General features: G+C 50.0%; 20 protein-coding genes. 9 read left to right on the forward strand and 11 right to left on the reverse strand.

Annotated features, from left to right (window positions below; genetic code table 11):
• The first annotated feature begins 15 nt into the window (after positions 1 to 15).
• The 3 genes from BOO20_RS01655 to BOO20_RS01665 are packed head-to-tail and all read left to right on the forward strand — an operon-like array spanning position 16 to position 3,050.
• Complete coding sequence (locus BOO20_RS01655) at positions 16 to 978, forward strand: homoserine kinase (RefSeq protein ID WP_076789854.1); 963 nt, start codon at positions 16 to 18, stop codon at positions 976 to 978.
• 27 nt (positions 979 to 1,005) lie between these two features.
• Positions 1,006 to 2,322 (forward strand): threonine synthase, encoded by a 1,317-nt coding sequence (gene thrC, locus BOO20_RS01660; protein WP_076789787.1) that lies wholly within the window; start codon positions 1,006 to 1,008, stop codon positions 2,320 to 2,322.
• 17 nt (positions 2,323 to 2,339) lie between these two features.
• On the forward strand, positions 2,340 to 3,050 hold the full coding sequence (locus tag BOO20_RS01665) for a 1-acyl-sn-glycerol-3-phosphate acyltransferase (protein ID WP_076789790.1): 711 nt from the start codon (positions 2,340 to 2,342) through the stop codon (positions 3,048 to 3,050).
• Between the two features lie 13 nt (positions 3,051 to 3,063).
• Here the strand turns inward: BOO20_RS01665 and ribE are convergent, their stop codons facing one another.
• From ribE to BOO20_RS01715, 10 genes are all read right to left on the reverse strand, one after another.
• Positions 3,064 to 3,531, reverse strand: a complete 468-nt coding sequence (ribE, locus tag BOO20_RS01670; RefSeq protein WP_006365657.1) for a 6,7-dimethyl-8-ribityllumazine synthase — start codon at positions 3,529 to 3,531, stop codon at positions 3,064 to 3,066.
• Between the two features lie 33 nt (positions 3,532 to 3,564).
• Positions 3,565 to 4,200 (reverse strand): SIS domain-containing protein, encoded by a 636-nt coding sequence (locus tag BOO20_RS01675; RefSeq protein ID WP_076789793.1) that lies wholly within the window; start codon positions 4,198 to 4,200, stop codon positions 3,565 to 3,567.
• Positions 4,201 to 4,349: 149 nt separating this feature from the next.
• Complete coding sequence (hemE, locus tag BOO20_RS01680; protein WP_076789795.1) at positions 4,350 to 5,402, reverse strand: uroporphyrinogen decarboxylase; 1,053 nt, start codon at positions 5,400 to 5,402, stop codon at positions 4,350 to 4,352.
• A 178-nt stretch (positions 5,403 to 5,580) separates the two neighbouring features.
• Positions 5,581 to 6,429 (reverse strand): CoB--CoM heterodisulfide reductase iron-sulfur subunit B family protein, encoded by an 849-nt coding sequence (locus tag BOO20_RS01685; RefSeq protein WP_076789798.1) that lies wholly within the window; start codon positions 6,427 to 6,429, stop codon positions 5,581 to 5,583.
• Between the two features lie 16 nt (positions 6,430 to 6,445).
• Positions 6,446 to 7,480 carry a succinate dehydrogenase/fumarate reductase iron-sulfur subunit gene (locus BOO20_RS01690; RefSeq protein WP_076789801.1) on the reverse strand — a complete coding sequence of 345 codons (1,035 nt, stop codon included), beginning with the start codon at positions 7,478 to 7,480 and terminating at the stop codon, positions 6,446 to 6,448.
• An 11-nt stretch (positions 7,481 to 7,491) separates the two neighbouring features.
• Positions 7,492 to 9,195: an FAD-dependent oxidoreductase gene (locus tag BOO20_RS01695; RefSeq protein ID WP_076789804.1), complete on the reverse strand. Its 1,704-nt coding sequence runs from the start codon at positions 9,193 to 9,195 to the stop codon at positions 7,492 to 7,494.
• 136 nt (positions 9,196 to 9,331) lie between these two features.
• A complete protein-coding gene (locus BOO20_RS01700) occupies positions 9,332 to 9,778 on the reverse strand; it encodes a CBS domain-containing protein (protein WP_076789807.1) in 447 nt (148 codons plus the stop codon).
• Positions 9,779 to 9,982: 204 nt separating this feature from the next.
• Positions 9,983 to 10,624 carry a hydroxyacylglutathione hydrolase family protein gene (locus BOO20_RS01705; protein ID WP_076789810.1) on the reverse strand — a complete coding sequence of 214 codons (642 nt, stop codon included), beginning with the start codon at positions 10,622 to 10,624 and terminating at the stop codon, positions 9,983 to 9,985.
• Between the two features lie 207 nt (positions 10,625 to 10,831).
• Positions 10,832 to 11,455, reverse strand: coding sequence for a DUF1997 domain-containing protein (locus BOO20_RS01710; protein ID WP_076789857.1), 624 nt, complete (start codon positions 11,453 to 11,455; stop codon positions 10,832 to 10,834).
• Between the two features lie 244 nt (positions 11,456 to 11,699).
• Positions 11,700 to 12,038: a hypothetical protein gene (locus tag BOO20_RS01715; protein ID WP_076789813.1), complete on the reverse strand. Its 339-nt coding sequence runs from the start codon at positions 12,036 to 12,038 to the stop codon at positions 11,700 to 11,702.
• 414 nt (positions 12,039 to 12,452) lie between these two features.
• On the opposite strand from BOO20_RS01715, the gene BOO20_RS13225 reads away from it, so the two are divergent.
• Complete coding sequence (locus BOO20_RS13225) at positions 12,453 to 12,578, forward strand: hypothetical protein (RefSeq protein WP_255372191.1); 126 nt, start codon at positions 12,453 to 12,455, stop codon at positions 12,576 to 12,578.
• A 30-nt stretch (positions 12,579 to 12,608) separates the two neighbouring features.
• Here BOO20_RS13225 and BOO20_RS01720 read toward each other — a convergent pair whose 3' ends face one another.
• Entirely contained in the window at positions 12,609 to 13,238 is a 630-nt protein-coding gene (locus tag BOO20_RS01720; RefSeq protein ID WP_076789815.1) for a flavodoxin domain-containing protein, read from the reverse strand.
• A gap of 438 nt (positions 13,239 to 13,676) precedes the next feature.
• On the opposite strand from BOO20_RS01720, the gene BOO20_RS01725 reads away from it, so the two are divergent.
• From BOO20_RS01725 to BOO20_RS01745, 5 genes are all read left to right on the forward strand, one after another.
• Positions 13,677 to 13,901 (forward strand): chlorosome envelope protein B, encoded by a 225-nt coding sequence (locus BOO20_RS01725; protein WP_076789817.1) that lies wholly within the window; start codon positions 13,677 to 13,679, stop codon positions 13,899 to 13,901.
• A 111-nt stretch (positions 13,902 to 14,012) separates the two neighbouring features.
• A complete protein-coding gene (locus BOO20_RS01730) occupies positions 14,013 to 15,017 on the forward strand; it encodes an aminoglycoside phosphotransferase family protein (RefSeq protein ID WP_076789820.1) in 1,005 nt (334 codons plus the stop codon).
• Positions 15,014 to 15,955 (forward strand): sugar phosphate nucleotidyltransferase, encoded by a 942-nt coding sequence (locus tag BOO20_RS01735; protein WP_076789823.1) that lies wholly within the window; start codon positions 15,014 to 15,016, stop codon positions 15,953 to 15,955. The genes BOO20_RS01730 and BOO20_RS01735 overlap by 4 nt, the downstream gene beginning before the upstream one ends.
• A gap of 13 nt (positions 15,956 to 15,968) precedes the next feature.
• The gene (locus tag BOO20_RS01740; protein WP_076789826.1) at positions 15,969 to 17,132 is read left to right on the forward strand and encodes an exo-beta-N-acetylmuramidase NamZ domain-containing protein; all 1,164 of its coding nucleotides are present in this window, start codon (positions 15,969 to 15,971) and stop codon (positions 17,130 to 17,132) included.
• A gap of 78 nt (positions 17,133 to 17,210) precedes the next feature.
• A complete protein-coding gene (locus BOO20_RS01745; protein ID WP_076789829.1) occupies positions 17,211 to 18,620 on the forward strand; it encodes a sodium:solute symporter in 1,410 nt (469 codons plus the stop codon).
• Positions 18,621 to 18,682 lie beyond the last annotated feature (62 nt).

Raw genomic sequence — 18,682 nt, forward strand, 5'->3', positions numbered from 1 at the left:
TCTGCAGAAAACGGTATAAAAACTATCAGGGGATTCGCTTCTGCAACCGTCGGCAATGTCGCCTGCGGTTTTGATGTTCTCGGCTTTGCCATAACCGAGCCGGGTGATGAAGTCATCCTGACTCTCGATGAAGAAAAACATACCGGTTCTCCGGTCTCCATTACATCTATAACCGGAGATGGCGGCGCGTTGCCGCTTGACCCGAAAAAAAATACATCGAGCTTTGTTGTTCTCAAGTTCCTTGAATATATCCGCACCCATAAGCAGATTGACTTTTCCGGTCATATTTCGCTTGAACTGAAAAAACACCTGCCGCTCAGCAGCGGTATGGGAAGCAGTGCAGCCAGCGCTGCTGCAGCCCTTGTTGCCGCCAACGAGCTGCTGGGAAATCCCTGTACAAAAATGGAGCTGGTTCATTTTGCTATTGAGGGTGAACGGGTTGCCTGCGGATCAGCTCATGCCGACAATGCCGCTCCGGCTATTCTCGGTAATTTTGTGCTGATCAGAAACTATACACCACTTGACCTCATCACGATACCTTCGCCTGAACACCTCTACTGCTCCCTTGTGCACCCGCATACCGAACTGCGCACCTCCTATGCCCGTTCGGTGCTGCCGACCGAGATACCGCTCAAACAGGCGATCCAGCAGTGGGGTAATGTCGGCGCACTTGTCAGCGGTCTGTTGACCTCAGACTATGAACTCATCGGACGCGCTCTGGTTGACGTTGTCGCCGAGCCGAAACGCGCACCGCTCATACCGGGTTTTTTTGATGTCAAACAGGCGGCAATTGATGCCGGGGCTCTCGGATGCAGTATTGCCGGCTCAGGCCCCTCAATTTTTGCCTTCTCTTCATCCGAAAAAACAGCTCTTGCTGTCGGTCTGGCCATGAAAGAGGCATTTCTGCACTCCAAAGCCCGCCTTGAGTCCGATATGTGGGTATCACCCATATGCAAGCAGGGCGCAAGAATACTGTAACAAAACAATAGAAGCGCAACCTTAGTCATGATCTACTTCAGCACCAATAAATCCTCCATACCGGTCTCCATCAAGAAAGCCACACTTGAAGGCCTTGCTCCCGATGGGGGGCTTTACGTCCCTTCGGAAATCCCGCATTTCTCACCCGGCGAGATCGCCCTGCTTGAAGGTGCCAGCTTTAACAATATCGCATTTGCCATTGCCAAAAAGTTTATCGGCGGTGAGATCCCCCTTGACCTTCTCGGCGATATGATTGAGAGCTGCTATTCATTCGAGACTCCGCTGGTCGAGTTGAACAGCGATACCTTTATTGAAGAGCTGTTTTGCGGACCCACACTGGCTTTCAAGGATTACGGCGCACGCTTTCTTGCCCGCCTTACCGGCTATTTTGCCGCCGAAGATGACCGGCTTATCACCGTGCTTGTTGCGACATCGGGCGATACCGGCAGCGCGGTAGCCTACGGATTCCAGGGCATTGCAAACACAAGGGTGGTGCTGCTCTATCCTTCCGGAAAGGTGAGCCGCCTGCAGGAACAGCAGTTGACTACAGCGGGAGGCAATGTACACGCTCTCGAAGTCAATGGCGATTTCGATGACTGCCAGCGCATGGTAAAACAGGCCTTTGTCGATCCCTCACTCAGCAAAAAGCTGACCCTCACATCGGCCAACTCTATCAACATATCACGCCTGATTCCGCAGTCATTCTATTACGCCTGGGCAACCCAGCAGCTCAGGGAGCGTTTCGGCAATATTGAGCCTCTTTTTGCGGTACCGAGCGGTAATTATGGCAACCTGACTGCCGGTATACTGGCAAAAAAAATGGGCTTTCCCATCGACCATTTTATTGCTGCGTCAAATGCCAATGACAGCGTAACCCGCTATCTTGATGACGGACGCTACGACCCTCATCCAACCATCACCACACGTTCAACGGCGATGGACGTCGGCAATCCAAGCAATTTCGCACGGCTGCGGTATCTCTATAACAACGATCACACGGCTATGGGCCGCGATATCACGGGTATTGCCGTCTCGGATAAAGAGACCCTTGAAACAATCCGATCGGTTTATGAGCGCTTCGGCTACACTGCCGACCCTCATACCTCAGTCGCTTTCCGTGCGCTTGAGCTGTACAGAAGTTCAGGAGCGCGCGCCGGAAAACCGGGTGTTGTTCTTTCAACCGCACATCCGGCAAAATTCCTCGAAGTTATCAGTGATGCGCTTGACCGGGAGGTTGAGATCCCTGAACGCCTTAAAGAGGTTCTCAACAAAAAGAAAATGGCTGTACCAATCAGTTCGGACTACAACGAGCTCGCAATGTTCCTCAACGGGCTCGACCGGTAACCATTGAAAAAAGGCCAATGAACCTCAGAACCCTGATTTTTTTTCTCATCCTGGTACCGATCATGTTTATCGGGATGACCATCTACCTCTTTGTCAACCTCATTGACAGGAGCGGTGACAGCTTTTACCGGCTGGCTGCATGGTGGGGGCGTTTCAGTGCAAAACTCTTCGGCATTTCAGTCGAGGTTATCGGACGGGAAAACTACAACTCCGATCAGAACTATCTGCTTGTCAGCAATCATGCGGGGATGGCTGATATTCCGCTCATCCTCGGCAACATTGCTATCAACCTCCGCTTTCTGGCAAAAGAGGAGCTTGGTAAAATTCCGATCTTTGGATGGACGCTCAAGCTGGCCGGTTATGTCATGATTAAACGGGGGCAGAACAGGGATGCTCTGAAAAGCCTTCTTGCAGCATCAAACGTCCTGAAAAAAGGGCGCTCCGTCCATATCTTCCCCGAAGGGACCCGCTCATTCGACGGCAAACTGCTCCCCTTCAAACGGGGAGCTTTTCTTGTTGCCGAGAAGGGTGGAGTTCCGGTTCTGCCGGTCACAATTATCGGCAGCCATCTGATTACACCGAAAAAAAGCCTTAAAATCAACAAGGGGAAAATCAGAATCATCATTGCCCCGCCAATTCCGCCCTCACAGTTCAACAACGTTGAAGAGCTCAAAAACAGCTGTGCCGGTATCATCGGAAGCAATCTCGAGAAGTACCGCTATAACTGAATAAGAATCAACGTTATATATTGCGATAGAGGTTCACCATCTCGATCGCCGTCATGGCGGCATCAAATCCCTTGTTGCCGGCTTTCGTACCAGCCCGCTCAATTGCCTGCTCAAGGTTCTCCGTAGTCAGAACACCGAAAGCAATCGGAACCCCTGTCTCAAGAGAGGCCTGGGCAATCCCCTTGGTCGCTTCAGCGGCGATAACATCAAAATGGGGAGTAGAGCCTCTGATTATGGCCCCGAGGGCGATAATGGCGTCATAGTTACCCGTCACAGCAACCTTTTTGGCAACCATCGGCAGCTCAAAGGCGCCGGGACAGCGGTAGATGGTGATGTTCTCCTCCGATCCTCCGTGACGGCGAATGCAGTCCACAGCACCCTCAACAAGCTTCTGACCAATAAAATCGTTAAAGCGGGAAACAACTACTGCGAACCGTGAATCCTTGGCACTCAGTGCACCTTCAACCTGTTTAATCTGCATAGCTCAGTTCTTTTTGTTTTTGTGAAGCTGGTTCTATGAACGGCAGTATCCGAGCAGCCGTTCCACAAGATCGATAATAACATGACCGATAGCGATATGAGACTCCTGCACCCGGTCGGCACTGCCTGAATGGGGAACAATAACCTCAAGATCGGCCATCCCTTTCAACACGCCTCCGTCTCCTCCAAGCAGGGCAAGGGTCTTCATCCCGTTCCTGTTTGCATAATCAATCGCCTTGACGACACTTCTGCTGTTGCCGCTGGTGGAGAGTCCGAGCAGAATATCCCCTTCTCGCCCGTAGGCCTCAACAAGCCGGGCAAACACCGCATCGTAACCAAGGTCATTGGCTCCTGCCGTCAGGGCTGAGCTATCGGTAGTGAGCGCAATGGCCGGAAGTGCCGGTCGTTCAACGCTGCTGCGGTAACGGATGGTAAGTTCGGTCGCAAGATGCTGGGCATCGGCCGCACTGCCGCCGTTACCGCAAAGCAGCACCTTGCCCCCCTCCTCAAAGGTACCGGCAATCATTCGCGCCATGGCAACAATCACCGCACTGTTCTGACGCGCAACACTCTCTATCAGCCGCGCACTGTAGAGCATGGTATCAAGCACCACCTCATCATAACGGGTTCGATCACACATCCCGTCGGAACACCTGCAGTCACCGGCCATAGAAACAGTGTATAAACTTGAAATGACAATATTTGCAGAATATAATGAAAAATCCGGAGGCTTGCTCTACATAGCCGCGAGCAAAAAAAAACTCCGCCCCATGCACAGGCACAGGGCGGAGTCGGAAACAACGATAAAAAAGGGGGCGCTTAGTGGTACTGGGCGCTCTCCTCCTTGACAAACTCAACCAGAAGCTTCAGGTTTTCAGGATCCATATCAGGCAGAATACCGTGGCCGAGGTTGAAGACGTGGCCGGAGTGCTCGGTATGCTGGCCGAAAGATTTGAGAATCTTGGAGGCTTCTGCCTTGATCAATGCCGGCGTGCCATAGAGCACCGTCGGATCAAGGTTACCCTGCAGAGCTACGCGGTCGTTCAGCTCGGCACGTGCCTTGCCGATATCCATACCCCAGCCGAGGCCCATGGCGTCGCAGCCGGTGTCAGCAATTTCGGAAAGAATGGTATTGCAATCCTTGGAGAAGACAATAACCGGAGTATCAGGATGTTTGGCCTTGATCGCCTGCACGGTCTCCTTGATGTAAGGAAGGGCGTATACACGGTAGTCATCTTCGGAAAGAGCGCTTGCCCATGAATCAAAGATCTGGATAGCATCGGCTCCGGCTTCGATCTGCTTCAGAACATAAGCGGTGATAACACTGGAGATCTTGCCGAGAAGCGCGTGGGCCATTGCCGGCTCACGGTACATCATTTTTTTGGCATAAGCATAATTTTTCGATCCGCCGCCCTCTACTGCATAGGTAAAGAGGGTCCATGCAGCACCGGTAAAGCCGATGAGAGGAACACGGTTGTCAAGCTCTTTTTTGGTCATTCTGAGCGCATCCATCACATAACCAAGCTTTTCATCGATATCAGGCACAATCAGCTTGTCGATATCGGCCTGGGAGCGAATAGAATTAAGTTTGATCCCTTTGGATTCGATAATCTCGACATTCATGCCCATCGCTTCATTGATGACAAGAATATCAGAAAAAATAATCGCAGCATCAACACCCATCAACTCAACAGGCTGAATGGTCACCTCGGTAGCAAGTTCCGGGGTCTTGCAAAGGGTTAAAAAATCGGTTTTTTCTCTGACTGCACGGTATTCCGGCAAATAACGACCGGCCTGACGCATCACCCAGATTGGCGTCCTGGAACATGGCTGACGCTTTAATGCCCGAAGAAAAAGATCATTTTTGAGCATGCAATGCAATAATTTGATGGGTTAACAAAACAAGCTGCCCGTCAGAGAATCCGGTAGTCGACACCCCCGGCTGAGAGCAATGTAAACGTGCAAAGGTACGTTTTTTTACCCGTTTATTAAAACTTTCCGACAGATCGTTACTCCACAGGCACGTTCGCCGAAAAGAAAAGAGCCTCAATCAGCTTACAATGTGTCGTTTGATGCCAAGCTGTTTTGCGTTGTAACCGAGAGCAAGACCGACCATTTCAGAGAGATGGAATACGGGAATAGAGCTCTTGATGCCAGCCTGTTTGAGCGCTTTTGCCTGATAGCCGTCAAGGACCGTATGGCAGAGCGGGCACGGGGTTACGATAAAATCGGCTTTCAACTCCAATGCCTCTTCAAGCGCCTCTCCGGCAACATTGAGCGACTCCTGTTCGGCAACCAGCAGGGTATGAAATCCGCAGCAGCGGTTTTTATGCTCATAGGGCATAGTTTCTCCGCCAAGAGCTTCGATCAACTGGTCAAGGGAGCTCGGATCAAGAGGATTGTCCTTGCCGAGCACAGAAGAGGGCCGGAGGATGTGACAGCCGTAAAACGGTGCAATCCGGTAATCCTTGAGAGGAACCTTCACCTTCTGGCGGATGGTCTCCAGACCGACATCATCAATGAGAACCCAGAGAAGATGACGGACCTCGGCAGTGCCACGATATTCAAGCCCCTCTTTTTTCAGCAGCTCATTGACCTCCTGCTTCAGCTCCGGTGATTCATCAAGCTTTTTCTTGGCCGTCCGGATCGTCATAAGACAGGTGTTACACGAAACAACAAGGTCAAGTCCCATTTTTTCGGCACAGGCAATATTGCGGGCATTGACCAGCGCGAAGTGTTTCGGACTGACATAGTCAAGATTGCTCCCGCCGCAACAGGTACTCTCATGCAGTTTAACCAGTTCGATTCCAAGATCCTTCTGCCAGAGATCAATCGAGCGGTCAACCTCTTTTGTCATCGACTCATTGATGCAGCTCAGATAGTATGCGTATCGCTTCATCCGGAAGTTCCCCCGATTATTTATTATGAGATTTATGATCCTGCTTCACATGCTCGCTCATCTCTCTGAACTCACTCCTGAAAGCCTTTATTCCTTTGGATGGTTTGACCATCGGAGGAGGAGGCGGGGTACGCCGTTTCAGAATCATTTTAACAGCCATAGGAAGCAGGTTCTGCACGGTCCAGAGCACACCATTGGTCCGGAACGGCAGGGTAGCCTCAACCAGTTTGCCTTTCTTTTCGATATCGGACATAAAGGCTTCAGCATGCTTGGCGCCGCTGGTATCCTTCATCCCCCGGCTCTCAAGCGCATCTTCGCGTATGCCGTGAATGGCATCCATGATCGGAATGCTTTTCACACAGGACTCCTGACAGCGGTAACAGTGGGTACAGTCCCATACACCGTGATCCTTGACCAGTTCGGCAAGACGGAGATCATGCATGGAATCCCTGGTATCGACATTCATCCGGTAGGATTTCAGCAGTACAGCCGGGGAGACATACTCCTTGTTGGCCCTAAGGATACTGCACTCGGAAACACAGGATGCACAGAGAATGCAGTCGGTTGCCTTGTCATATTTCAGAAACTCCTCTTCGGAAACAAGAAACTCCTTTTTACCCATCTCACTCTCGGGCATGGTGGAGTCCACCCAGTTTGAGTAGTGCTTCATCTTGTCGACAAGCGGATCCATATCGACAATCAGATCCTTGATGAGGGGCAGGTTGCGTAAAGGTTCAACCCTTACTACACCTTCCTCCTTCGACTTGGCGAGCATATCCCATACCTGGGTAGTGCAGGCCAGCATTGAAATTCCGTTCACGCGCATACCGCACGATCCACAAATACCTGCCTGACAGAATGCCCGGAAACTGACCGAGGCATCGACATGCTCCTTGATGTAGTTCAATGCGCGAAGGACTGTAATACCTCTTTCGACAGGAATGGTATAATCGTCAAAATAGGATTTGCTGTCAACCTGCGGGTTAAATCGGAAAACCCGGAAGGTTACATCTCTTTTTCCCTCTTTATGCTGATCTGTAGACACCGTCATAAGCGAAATAGTTAATAGGTTCTTTCCTGGAGTTCATAGCGACCCATAGTGACCGGTTTTTCACCGAGTTTAACGTGACCGTCTATCAGGGTTGCCATTGTGTGCTTGTGCCATTTTTCATCATCCCTTGTCGGAAAATCTGTCCGGGTATGTGAACCACGACTCTCTTCGCGGGCAAAGGCACCGGCAGCAACGGTTTCAGCCAGATCGAGCATATTTTTCAGCTCCAGCACCTGCAGGAGATTGGTATTGAACACATCACTGCTGTCAGAAACCCTCACTTTTTTGAACCGCTCTTTCAGTTCCGCAACCTCCGCTATCCCCTTCTTCAAAAGGGAAGATTCACGGTAGATGCCGACATTGGCCGCCATGGTCTGACCAAGCTCTTCACGCAGTTCGCCATACCGCTCATAGTGACCGGATGGCTGCATGCTGCTCCGGAGCTCTGCGAGTTGATCCTTGACCTCATCTTCCGATATCGCTGCCGGTTCGAATTTTCTTGCTTCCAGCGCTGCGGCATGACCGGCAATACGACCGAAGACAAGAATATCAAGCAGTGAGTTCCCTCCAAGCCGGTTTGCTCCGTGAACTGAAACACAGGCTGACTCACCGGCGGCGTAAACACCTTCCATCACCGTGCGTCCATAGTTATCCGTGTCAATTCCACCCATGGAGTAGTGGGCGGTCGGGCGGACAGGAATGGGCTCAAGAATGGGATCAACTCCCTCAAAATTCATAGCCATCTCACGTATCTGGGGAAGCCTCGACTTGATCAGATCAGCACCGAGATGGGTAAGATCGAGATGGATATATTTTCCTGCGGGGCTGTCGAAACCTCTGCCCTGGAGAATTTCCGTTTCAAGTGAGCGGGAGACAAGGTCCCGTGGGCCAAGCTCCATCTTTTCGGGTGCATATCGTGACATAAAACGCTCGCCATCCTTGTTGAGCAGATAGCCGCCTTCACCTCTGGCGCCTTCGGTAACAAGCAGTCCGCTCTTTCTCAGACCGGTGGGATGGAACTGGACAAACTCCATATCTTTCAGCGGAATACCTGCCCGGTAGGCGATAGCCTGGCCGTCACCGGTATTACCCGCAGCATTGCTCGACCGGTTCCAGTACATCTTGGCATAGCCTCCTGTGGCAAATATCACGGTTCTTGCAGGAAAAGCCTCAACAGCACCGGTTTTCATGTTCATAGCGATCAACCCCTTTGAACGACTGCCGTTGACGGAGAGGTTGAGAGCAAAATATTCATTAAAAAAGATCACCCCTTTTTTCAGACACTGTTCGTAAAGGGTCTGGAGAATGGTATGGCCTGTCTTGTCGGCGCAGTAGCAGCATCTCGGACGCCCGGCACCACCGAATGGCCTCTGGGCAATGGTATTGTCATCAAGTCGTGACCACGGTGTCCCGATATTTTCAAGTTCACGGATAATTTTCGGGGCTTCACTGCAGAGCACTTCTACAGCATCCTGATCAGCAAGATAATCGCTCCCCTTGATGGTATCGAAAATATGCATCTCTACCGTATCGTCCTTTGCCTTGTTGGCAAGAGCCGCATTGGCGCCACCCTGTGCCGCAGAGGTATGCGAACGGTTGGGATAGACCTTGGAAAGCACGGCGATATTCAGTGCAGGATTGGTTTTCATTGCCTCCATAGCGGCATAAAGACCGGCACCACCGCCTCCGACAATAACGATATCAAATGGTTTCATTCGCTCAAATCTCCTTATGAAGCTGGCAGGCAAGCCTCACTGATTAAATGAACGGGCACAGCCACAGCCGAAAGCCCGTTCATTGAAATTTTCTTTATGGAAAAACCGAAGAAAGCAGTTTCAGAGAACCTGACTGCTACAGGGCGACATGATCGTCATGGACCGGAAGTTCCTCAACTGCGTGAAGCACATCGGCCATATTGAGCACACCGACGACCTTGTTGCCTTCCATGACGGTAAGACGTCTGATATTGGTTCTTTTCATCAGACGGAGGGCATACTTGATTCTGAGGCCGGGATTAACACTGATCAGAGGCTTGCTCATGATCTGAAATACAGGGGTGTTCCAGGGGTCGCGATGGACATCTTCACCCGGATCGATCACTTTTTCAAGGATATCCTTTTCGGTTACGATACCATAGCAGTCATCTTCGTTACGGGGCTCGACAAGCAGACCGCTCTCGGCGCTATTTTTCATAATCTGAAGAGCCTCGGCAACCGTACAGCTTCCTTTGATTTTATGAAATTCTTTCTGCATAAGGGCGGATACCGGCAGCGTACGCAAGGTTATAAGCTGATCCATAGTTATCAGGTTACTTATGATTAATAAAACACCTTAATACCCTCTTATTATCTATCAGACAGCATAACAGGGCACCAATTTCATGACCGAAAGCTAAAAAAAGGCGGGAACGCCAGAATATCACCCGTAAGGTTGGCGCAAGAACTTTTAATTTATAAAAAAAATCCACATAATTGCAAAAACAGCCCCGGGCAAAAGAGGGAATTATGCAATACCGTGCATTTTTTTATACTCCGCCCAGTTATGTTTCAGGGCAAGAAAGGCATTGAAGTCGGGCTGAAGAAGAAAGGGATTGGATCGGCGTTCAATGCCGATGGAAGAGTACGGTGCACTCCCGTAATCGTGACCGGGCCAGACTTTTGTGGTATCCGGCAGGCTCATAAGCTTCTCATGCAGGGAGTTGTACTCTTCAAGAGCCTGGGCCCGGGTGACGGTGCCGCCGACCTTTCCGGTGAAGAGGGTGTCACCGGTAAAAAGGGCATCACCGACAAGAATGCAGATGGAATCCGTGGTATGGCCTGGGGTATAGAGAATTCGGGCTTCAAGGGTACCGAGAGGAAAGCTGGCCGCATCCTCAACCCTGACTCCTGTCCGGGGGCAGGTATCGCCGTAAAGCAGCGGAACAATACCGGTAAGGTGCCTGATCGCCCCGTTGCCATTGGTATGATCGTCATGGCCATGAGTTGAAAATACATACCGGATGACAAAACCATGTTCTTCGGCAAACCGGACAATCATGGAGGGATCAAATGACGCATCAATCACCAGCGCTTCACCCGAAACTTCATCGGCAACAAGGTAACCGAAGTTCCTGTCGCCGCCCGTACGGAACTGTTCTGCAATCATACGCGCTCTCGCAATCAGACCATTTTTTCAACATTCATAAGAAAAGCCCTGACAATGGCTACCGGGTTCAGTTGAGGCTCACATCATCCCTGTCAATCCATTCATCAAGCCTGCAACCCTTTTCAGGTCTGAAGAGCGTGCCGGAGCGATCCTCACCCGTCAAAAAAACGAGGCGTACGTCGAACAGGAGAGCGGAGAAGCCGGAAGTTATTTCCCGGCCCCAGCCACTACTGGCTCCGCAGAGGTGCAGCAGATATCCGACTGCACCTGACAGAGCATGCTTTCGGTCGCCTGCTGCATGATTTGCGACATGATCGCATCACTCATGAACTTGAGTATTCCTTCCGGCATAAGGTTCAGGGGAAAGGAGATCTCAAAATCAAGCGCTATATCGGTATCAAAGAAAACTGATGTCCGGTTATCCTTGTGATGCAGAAGACAAATCTCGGAACTTGCCTTGCCGATAAAGGTATTAGTACCCACCGCATCAAATTCGGGATAGTCATGAACCGCCTCCCAGCGGATCCTTTTGCCTTTTCCGTCGAGATGTATTCCGGGTTTCAGTCTTGATACAAACTTCTGACCGTAGCTGTCGTCAACCGTGATGCTCTCTTCATACTGACGGACAAAAAAGACCGCTGTAATCGGATTGTTCCGGGGATCATTAACCTGAAAAACCCACTGAAAAATATCGAGATCAACGTGATATTTCACATTACTGCAATACGGATTACACTTGAGCAGTTTTTCGTGATCCGAAAAATATATGGTTGATTCATGCAGGCATGAATCAAGGACGATATGCACATTACTTTTACCTACTACTTCCATGATAAAACCAAAATAATTGAGAAACTCATCAGACAACACTTGTGGAATTTTTTAACGCCCTTAACCCATAGAGAGTTCCTGACTGAATGCGTGCGATTTCAGAAAAAACAGCTCCGCCGGCAGATGCGTTCTCTTCGGATGATTGCGCATTTTTAAATCGGGAAGAGGCTCATCTCCCCGCCATAAAGAGGTGACATTGGCCACTGCCTGTGACCGCCATGGAGCTGCACTCCATGGCGGAAATTCATGATTTAGGCTTCAGCGCATCGGCAATAGTGTTGATTGAGCCTGCGAGAGTCGTCAGAGCCAGATCAACCATTTTGAGCTGTGAACGATTGATATCAACCAGCGCCTGGCAAAGAAGTGTAAATGAGGCCACGGTGTCAACGCCCCCCTCTGCTGATGGCACAGTTGCCGCCGCAGGCTTCGGGACCACCGCCGGTTTCGGCTGTTCCGCACTCACTGACGGGACAGTACCTTGTGTCCGGGTTGCTTGCGCTGCTGCAGGCGCTGCTGCCGGCTCAGGGGCAAGTGCGCGTTTTTTAAAAAAGGAAAAAAATCCGCCTTTTTTTTCTTGTGCCATAGGAGTAATACCGTTAAAAGTTGAGAATAGCGTTCTTGATGAAAGTTGCCGGGTAATCGTCATACTCCCGGACAACTTCAATATCGATCAATACGTGCTCCGAACCTCAGCCAGGAGCCGCTCTCCACAAAAAATACGCAGGAGCTGACACCGGTACAATCAGATAAAGTGTCAACAGCTTTGTCGGGCTTGACCGGCAAGGGAGATATCGTCACCTGACGCTGCCCGCCAGTTAGCGGGAAAACAACATGAACTGAAAAATATCGCCTTAAGCGTAACTGAAAATTCCGATAAATTCCTTAATGTTGCAAACAGGCCGTTTGTATTACAGAGAGAGTCTGCGAAAAAATCTCCCTGAAAACGCAATAAAAGCAAAAGAATATCACTCCGACATAAACAAACGCTCAAACCACCATGGAAGAAACAGTCAAGTACACAACACTGTACGCACCGGTACTCTTTTATGTTTCGGGAGTGTTTATTGTCATGCTTCTCAACAAGTTTATCGGGAAGCAGCAATCGGATAAAAAAACAAAATGATCCAGCCTCCAGAGGATCAAAATTGTTGCCTCATCCCTGCATCTCATCTTTGGCCGCCATCAGAACGGCAACGGTAATTTCCCGACACCCCGTCTCCGCTGCATACTCCTCTGCTACCGTCTTGATCTTGCCCTGCATGAATGAGGGTATGGAGTGCAGCAATCCAAGGGCATCATCACTCCATTCAATCGTGTGCGATGCGCGCCCCTCTTTCAGCGTTTTCTCATACTCGTAAAGAAGGTCATCGACAAACTCTTCAATAGTCTCAGTGTCTGAAAGTGCCCCCGGTGGAATGATTTTTTCCGCAAGAATCCGGTTCCGAATCAGATGGATTTTCAACTGCGGCAGGTAGATCACGGAAGCCAGGGTGTCGGGGCTGCCGCAGGTGAGAAAGAGTGCGATTTTTTTTCGCTTCAGATTCTTTTTCAGATTCCCCTGTATCAGTGCCGCAAGAAGCTGGGAAGAGACAAGAAAATAGTAGACCGGTGCACCAAGTATGACAATATCAAACTCCCTGACAAAACTGTAATCGGCCATCGCCTTGCATTTCGCTTTTTCAACATAGGCACCGGACTCTGCAAGCTGCTGACCAATTGCATCGATAATTGCCTCTGTAGAACCTCCGGCCGTTTTGCTATCATATAAAATAACAGCTCTCATCAACAAAAAGGATAAATGTTGCTCTATCAAACAGCGAAAACACTCCGCATCCGCTTAACGCTGTTTATGTTTTTTTGTGTAGTGTGGTAATATATCACATAAAACAGTTCAACAAGAAGTGCGACACCCAAAAATAGCCGGGGCAAACCGGCACGAACCCGGAATTTGCAACTAATAAAGCATCTCAGGCATTGATTCTTTTCATACGTTTGAACACTATGTAAGGGCGTTGAAAGGCGACAGAGCAAAAAGAGGGTGCCGCACGACCCGTCTTTAGTGGGTTTTGAAGTTCGGCAGGAAGAGGGCAAGAAACTGTTCCGGCCTTTTTTCTATTTGCTCTACAAAGTAAAATGTTTTAACTTGATTAAAATCCGTAAGTAAATAGCGGAATCAGTTTTTAAACCATACCTCTTTCAATTAACCTAAACAATAACAGCCATGTCAAACGGATCAAACGATGTATCAGGCGCAATCAGCAACCTGCTCGATACCGTCGGTAAACTTGGACAGCAGCAGATTGAAATCCTGAACAACGGCATCAAAACTGCAACCCAGCTGATCGAGCCTCTTGGTAAAACAGCTACCGACCTTGCTGGAAACCTCCTGAACACCTTCAACCAGGTTTTGCAGAACATTTCAGCAGCTATTGCTCCTAAAAAGTAAGCGCTTGAATTTCCTGAAAAAGCACCGTATGCATACCGCATAGGGTGCTTTTTTTTTGCATTCCTCAATGGATTTCTGACTGTTATAACGACACCCCGAGACCGTTGCCGCATGACCATAACGGATAATATCGCCTCACTCTTCGCATCCGGATCCCGCAAGAGCCTCTCAATCACAAAAATTCAGGGCGATGCATCAAGTCGTCAATATTTCAGGGTTACAGCGCCGGGCAATACCGTAATTGCCTGCTACGATCCTGCATTTGAAGAGAGGGCAAAAGAGGAGTATGCTTTTCTGTTGATGCACGCACTGTTCAGCAGAAACTCAATTCCTGTTCCGGAAGTCATTGCTGTTGATGAAAAAAAAGGGCTGCTCCTTCTTGAAGACTGCGGAGACCTGCTGCTTAAGAATCTTTTCGGTTCACCGGCTGCAGAAACCATTCCCGACCGGTACCGGGAGATTATCAGAACGCTCATCCGGCTCCAGTCAATCTGTGATGATCAGAAGAAGATTCCGTTCAACATCAGTTTTGACCGCGAAAAACTCATGTTTGAATTTGATTTCTTTATCACCCACGGCCTGCTTGACTATTTTGCTCCACAAATGGACCCGAATCTGATCGGCAGCTTGCGGCATGAATTTGAAACCATAGCAGCGATACTCGTCAAACCGGAGCACTTTGTGCTGAACCATCGGGATTTTCACAGCCGAAACATACTGATTCACCAGGGCAAGCCGGTGATTATTGATTTTCAGGATGCCCGTATGGGGCTTCCGCAATATGATGCCGTCTCGCTGCTGCGAGACTCCTACGTCTCGCTTGAGCCGGATCTCACCGAAGAGCTGAAAGCCCTCCACTATCATGAGCTCAGGCTTGGCGGCATAACATCAATGAGCTTTGACGAATACCTTTATTATTTTGATATCATGGCTTTTCAGCGCAATATCAAGGCAATAGGCACATTCTGCTATCAGACCAGGGTCAAAAAAAACCGTACGTTTGAGCACTCCATAGCGCCAACACTGCGTTACATCCCTGATTATATCGACGCAAGATCCGAATTGAAAAAGGCGGGAAAACTCCTGCATGCAATTATTGAAGAAAACAGGCAATGAAAGCATTTGTCCTTGCGGCGGGTTTCGGTACCAGGCTGAAACCACTGACCGATCACATTCCGAAACCTCTGATTCCGGTTCTCAACATTCCATGCCTGTTCTATACCTTCTATCTGTTGAAGCAGGCGGGGATCAGGGAGATTATCTGCAACACACACCACCATGCCGATACGATCAGGCGCTTTATCGATGCAAGCAAGCTCAGTGATCTGGAGATATCGTTTTCAGAAGAACCGGTAATTCTGGGAACCGGAGGGGGACTGAAAAAGTGCGAAAAGCTGCTTGGCGACAGTGAATTTATTCTCGTCAACAGTGATATTATTACCGATATAGATTTCACCGCTCTTATAGCACATCACCGGCAATCAAAACGAGCCGGAACCCTTACCCTTTTTGAAACACCCGAAGCCGCCTCCATAGGGTATATAGGCATTGAAGAGGGGCTGGTAAAGGATTTTCGGAACCTTCGCAATTCCGGCCTCGTCTCCTCTTTTATCTATACCGGAACAGCGGTACTGACTCCGGAAATATTCAGCTATCTGCAAAACGGCTTCTCGGGAATTGTCGATACCGGATTTACCGGGCTTGTCGATAACGGCGGGCTGAGCTACTATCAGCATGAAGGGGTATGGATGGATATCGGTACCATGGCGAGCTACTGGAAAGCAAATCTTGACCGGGAGTCAATTATTTCCCGGATGGGCGCCCCCATGAAACGGGCGATCGGCATGGAACCGCACCGGATCTCACCCGCCGCCGAAATCAGCCCTGATGCCCTGATTTCAGGCTCGGTCATTGGAAGGGGATGCAAAATCGGTCCGGGGTGTACCATAACCGATTCGGTGCTGCTGCCTGAAACAGAGGTCAGGGCGGGAACAACCATCATCAACTCCGTGGTCGACCCCTTTCATACCACTATAATGGGTAACCCCAACTAAAACAGGACAGAACATGGTAGCAACAGGACTGGATATGCTGCTCAGAGAGAGTGAACGGTTTCGCAACCGGAGAGTCGGTCTGATTGTCAATCAGACTTCCGTTACACCTGATCTGCAATACTCATGGAACCTCCTGAAGGAGAAAGGGATCAGGATAGCGCGGATTTTTTCGCCGGAACACGGGCTCTTTGCTACCGAACAGGACCAGATTGCTGTCAATTACCAGCCGGAACTTGGCTGTGAAGTGGTCAGCCTCTATGGTGACTCGTCCGAAACGCTGCTGCCCGACCGCTCTCTCCTCGACGATCTCGACCTGATACTTTTCGATATTCAGGATGTCGGATCCCGCTACTACACCTACGTCAACACCCTTGCACTCTTCATGGAGGTTCTTTCCGGAAAAGAGAGCGAGATCATGGTGCTTGACCGCCCGAACCCCCTCGGGGGGACGATTGTAGAAGGCCCGATGCTCGATATGGATTACAAATCATTTGTGGGCATATTCCCCGTTCCGGTCCGTCATGCCATGACCGCCGGAGAGCTGGCGCTGCTCTACCGGGATTTCAAAAAGCTTGATCTGAACCTCACCGTCATGAAAATGGAGGGGTGGCAGCGCTCCATGCTTTTTCCGGAAACCGGCCTGCCCTGGATCCCTCCATCCCCGAACATGCCGACATTTGCAACTGCCGAGGTCTACCCCGGTATGTGCCTCTTTGAGGGGCTGAACATCTCAGAAGGAAGAGGAACCACAACTCCGTTTCAGCTTTCCGGCGCGCCATTCATCAACCCTGAAGAGCTGGCCCTGCAGTGCCGTAAATACGGGCTCGAAGGGGTTCTTTTCCGCCCGACATGGTACAAGCCGACATTTCACAAGTTCTCGGGTGAAGTGTGCGGCGGAATCTGGCTGCAGGTAACCGATCATACCCGGTTCCGCTCATTCTCCACAGCCGTGTCCATGACCGCAGCGCTGCAGAAGCTCTATGGCGAGCAGCTCCGGTTTTTAAGCGGCGTATACGAGTTCAACGACACCATTCCGGCATTTGATCTTCTGGCCGGAAACAGCACCATTCGCAGGTCGATACAGAGCGGAGTGGAGCCTGTCAGCTTGCCTGCATCATGGCAGGAGGATGAAAAGAGCTTTCAACAGGACAGGCAGCAGTTCCATCTTTATGATTAATATGCTGGAAGATGCTCTCGTTTGGTCAACATCCATCAACGAACCCTTTTTTACTAACCTCCCCGGAATATTCAGACCATGCAGCCAATCGATCTTGCAATCATCGTCCTCTTTCTGGCAGGCAATACACTCTTCGGTCTCTGGCATGGAAAAAGCAATAAAAGCAGTAAAGACTACTTCCTCGGCAACCACAATCTGCCCTGGATCGTATCAATGCTCTCCATTGTCGCATCCGAAACCTCGGTTCTGACCTTTGTCAGTGTTCCCGGTCTTGCCTACCGGGGTGACTGGACCTTCCTTCAGCTTGCCATGGGCTACATTGTCGGAAGAGTCCTTGTCAGCCTTATTCTTCTGCCCATGTACTTCAAGCATGGGGTCAGCTCCATTTATGAGATTATCGGCTTACGCTACGGCCCGGGCATGCAGAAAGTGGCCTCCATCGTTTTTCTTGTTACCAGAACTCTCGGTGATGCCATCAGGTTTCTTGCAGCAGGTGTTGTTGTACAGGTTGTTACCGGCTGGTCACTTCCGCTTGCGGTCATGATTATCGGTATTGTCACGCTCGTCTATACCCTTTCCGGCGGAATCAAGGCTGTTGTCTGGCTTGAAAGCTTTCAGTTCAGTCTCTATCTCCTCGGGGGCATTCTTTCAATTCTCTTCCTTCTCCAAAGCATAGACCAGGGGCTCCCGTCAATAATAACCTCACTCCTCGCAGCCGGAAAACTGAAGATTATCAACACCGATCCCCATATTTTAACCAATCCGCTCACCTTTATCAGTGCCTTTGTCGGCGGTATTCTCCTCTCTCTCTCGTCTCACGGCGTCGATTACATGATGGTGCAGCGTGTGCTCGGCTGCAAGGATCTGCGATCGGCAAGAAAAGCGATGATCGGCAGCGGATTTTTTGTTTTTTTCCAGTTCTCTGTTTTTCTGTTTGCAGGCTCCCTCATCTCGGTTTTCATGCACGGCGCGCCAATGGAAAAAGACCGGGAATTCGCCTTTTTTATTGTTCACCATCTTCCGGCCGGACTGAAAGGGCTGCTGATCGCCGGAGTATTATCTGCCGCAATGTCAACGCACAGCTCGGCAATCAACTCTCTGGCATCCTCAACAGTCAACGATATCCTCGGAGGAAAGGGTTCGCTTGGCTTTTCAAGGGTAATCTCACTCTTCTGGGCGGTGCTGCTGATCATCATCGCGCTTCTGTTTGATACCGGCAGCAATGCCATTGTTATGGTCGGGCTTGAAATAGCATCGTTTACCTATGGCGGCCTGCTGGGACTCTTTCTCCTTTCAAAAAGCAAACGCAACTTTCATGCAGCAAGTCTGGGTGCGGGATTGATTGCGAGTATGGGCATCGTCTTTGTTCTGAAATTTATGGGACTTGCATGGACATGGTATATCTCTGTTTCAGTTCTGGTAAATCTGCTGGTAACCGTAGGCGTGGATATGATCTTCTTCAGCAAAAAAGATCAGGCACAGCAATAATACCTTTTATCCTGAATTATTCACGAGGGCAATAAAAAAAGGGAGGGCAAGTCCCGCTAATT

The organism is Chlorobium sp. KB01, from assembly GCF_001975465.1.
Lineage (GTDB): Bacteria > Bacteroidota > Chlorobiia > Chlorobiales > Chlorobiaceae > Chlorobium.

What these genes read in the sequence shown, in the direction of transcription:
- thrC (WP_076789787.1), top strand. Translation starts at nt 1,006, where the DNA reads ATGATCTACTTCAGCACCAATAAATCCTCCATACCGGTCTCCATCAAG.
- BOO20_RS01665 (WP_076789790.1), top strand. Translation starts at nt 2,340, where the DNA reads ATGAACCTCAGAACCCTGATTTTTTTTCTCATCCTGGTACCGATCATG.
- ribE (WP_006365657.1), bottom strand. Translation starts at nt 3,531, where the DNA reads ATGCAGATTAAACAGGTTGAAGGTGCACTGAGTGCCAAGGATTCACGG.
- BOO20_RS01675 (WP_076789793.1), bottom strand. Translation starts at nt 4,200, where the DNA reads ATGGCCGGTGACTGCAGGTGTTCCGACGGGATGTGTGATCGAACCCGT.
- hemE (WP_076789795.1), bottom strand. Translation starts at nt 5,402, where the DNA reads ATGCTCAAAAATGATCTTTTTCTTCGGGCATTAAAGCGTCAGCCATGT.
- BOO20_RS01685 (WP_076789798.1), bottom strand. Translation starts at nt 6,429, where the DNA reads ATGAAGCGATACGCATACTATCTGAGCTGCATCAATGAGTCGATGACA.
- BOO20_RS01690 (WP_076789801.1), bottom strand. Translation starts at nt 7,480, where the DNA reads ATGACGGTGTCTACAGATCAGCATAAAGAGGGAAAAAGAGATGTAACC.
- BOO20_RS01695 (WP_076789804.1), bottom strand. Translation starts at nt 9,195, where the DNA reads ATGAAACCATTTGATATCGTTATTGTCGGAGGCGGTGGTGCCGGTCTT.
- BOO20_RS01700 (WP_076789807.1), bottom strand. Translation starts at nt 9,778, where the DNA reads ATGGATCAGCTTATAACCTTGCGTACGCTGCCGGTATCCGCCCTTATG.
- BOO20_RS01705 (WP_076789810.1), bottom strand. Translation starts at nt 10,624, where the DNA reads ATGATTGCAGAACAGTTCCGTACGGGCGGCGACAGGAACTTCGGTTAC.
- BOO20_RS01710 (WP_076789857.1), bottom strand. Translation starts at nt 11,455, where the DNA reads ATGGAAGTAGTAGGTAAAAGTAATGTGCATATCGTCCTTGATTCATGC.
- BOO20_RS01715 (WP_076789813.1), bottom strand. Translation starts at nt 12,038, where the DNA reads ATGGCACAAGAAAAAAAAGGCGGATTTTTTTCCTTTTTTAAAAAACGC.
- BOO20_RS13225 (WP_255372191.1), top strand. Translation starts at nt 12,453, where the DNA reads ATGGAAGAAACAGTCAAGTACACAACACTGTACGCACCGGTACTCTTT.
- BOO20_RS01720 (WP_076789815.1), bottom strand. Translation starts at nt 13,238, where the DNA reads ATGAGAGCTGTTATTTTATATGATAGCAAAACGGCCGGAGGTTCTACA.
- BOO20_RS01725 (WP_076789817.1), top strand. Translation starts at nt 13,677, where the DNA reads ATGTCAAACGGATCAAACGATGTATCAGGCGCAATCAGCAACCTGCTC.
- BOO20_RS01730 (WP_076789820.1), top strand. Translation starts at nt 14,013, where the DNA reads ATGACCATAACGGATAATATCGCCTCACTCTTCGCATCCGGATCCCGC.
- BOO20_RS01735 (WP_076789823.1), top strand. Translation starts at nt 15,014, where the DNA reads ATGAAAGCATTTGTCCTTGCGGCGGGTTTCGGTACCAGGCTGAAACCA.
- BOO20_RS01740 (WP_076789826.1), top strand. Translation starts at nt 15,969, where the DNA reads ATGGTAGCAACAGGACTGGATATGCTGCTCAGAGAGAGTGAACGGTTT.
- BOO20_RS01745 (WP_076789829.1), top strand. Translation starts at nt 17,211, where the DNA reads ATGCAGCCAATCGATCTTGCAATCATCGTCCTCTTTCTGGCAGGCAAT.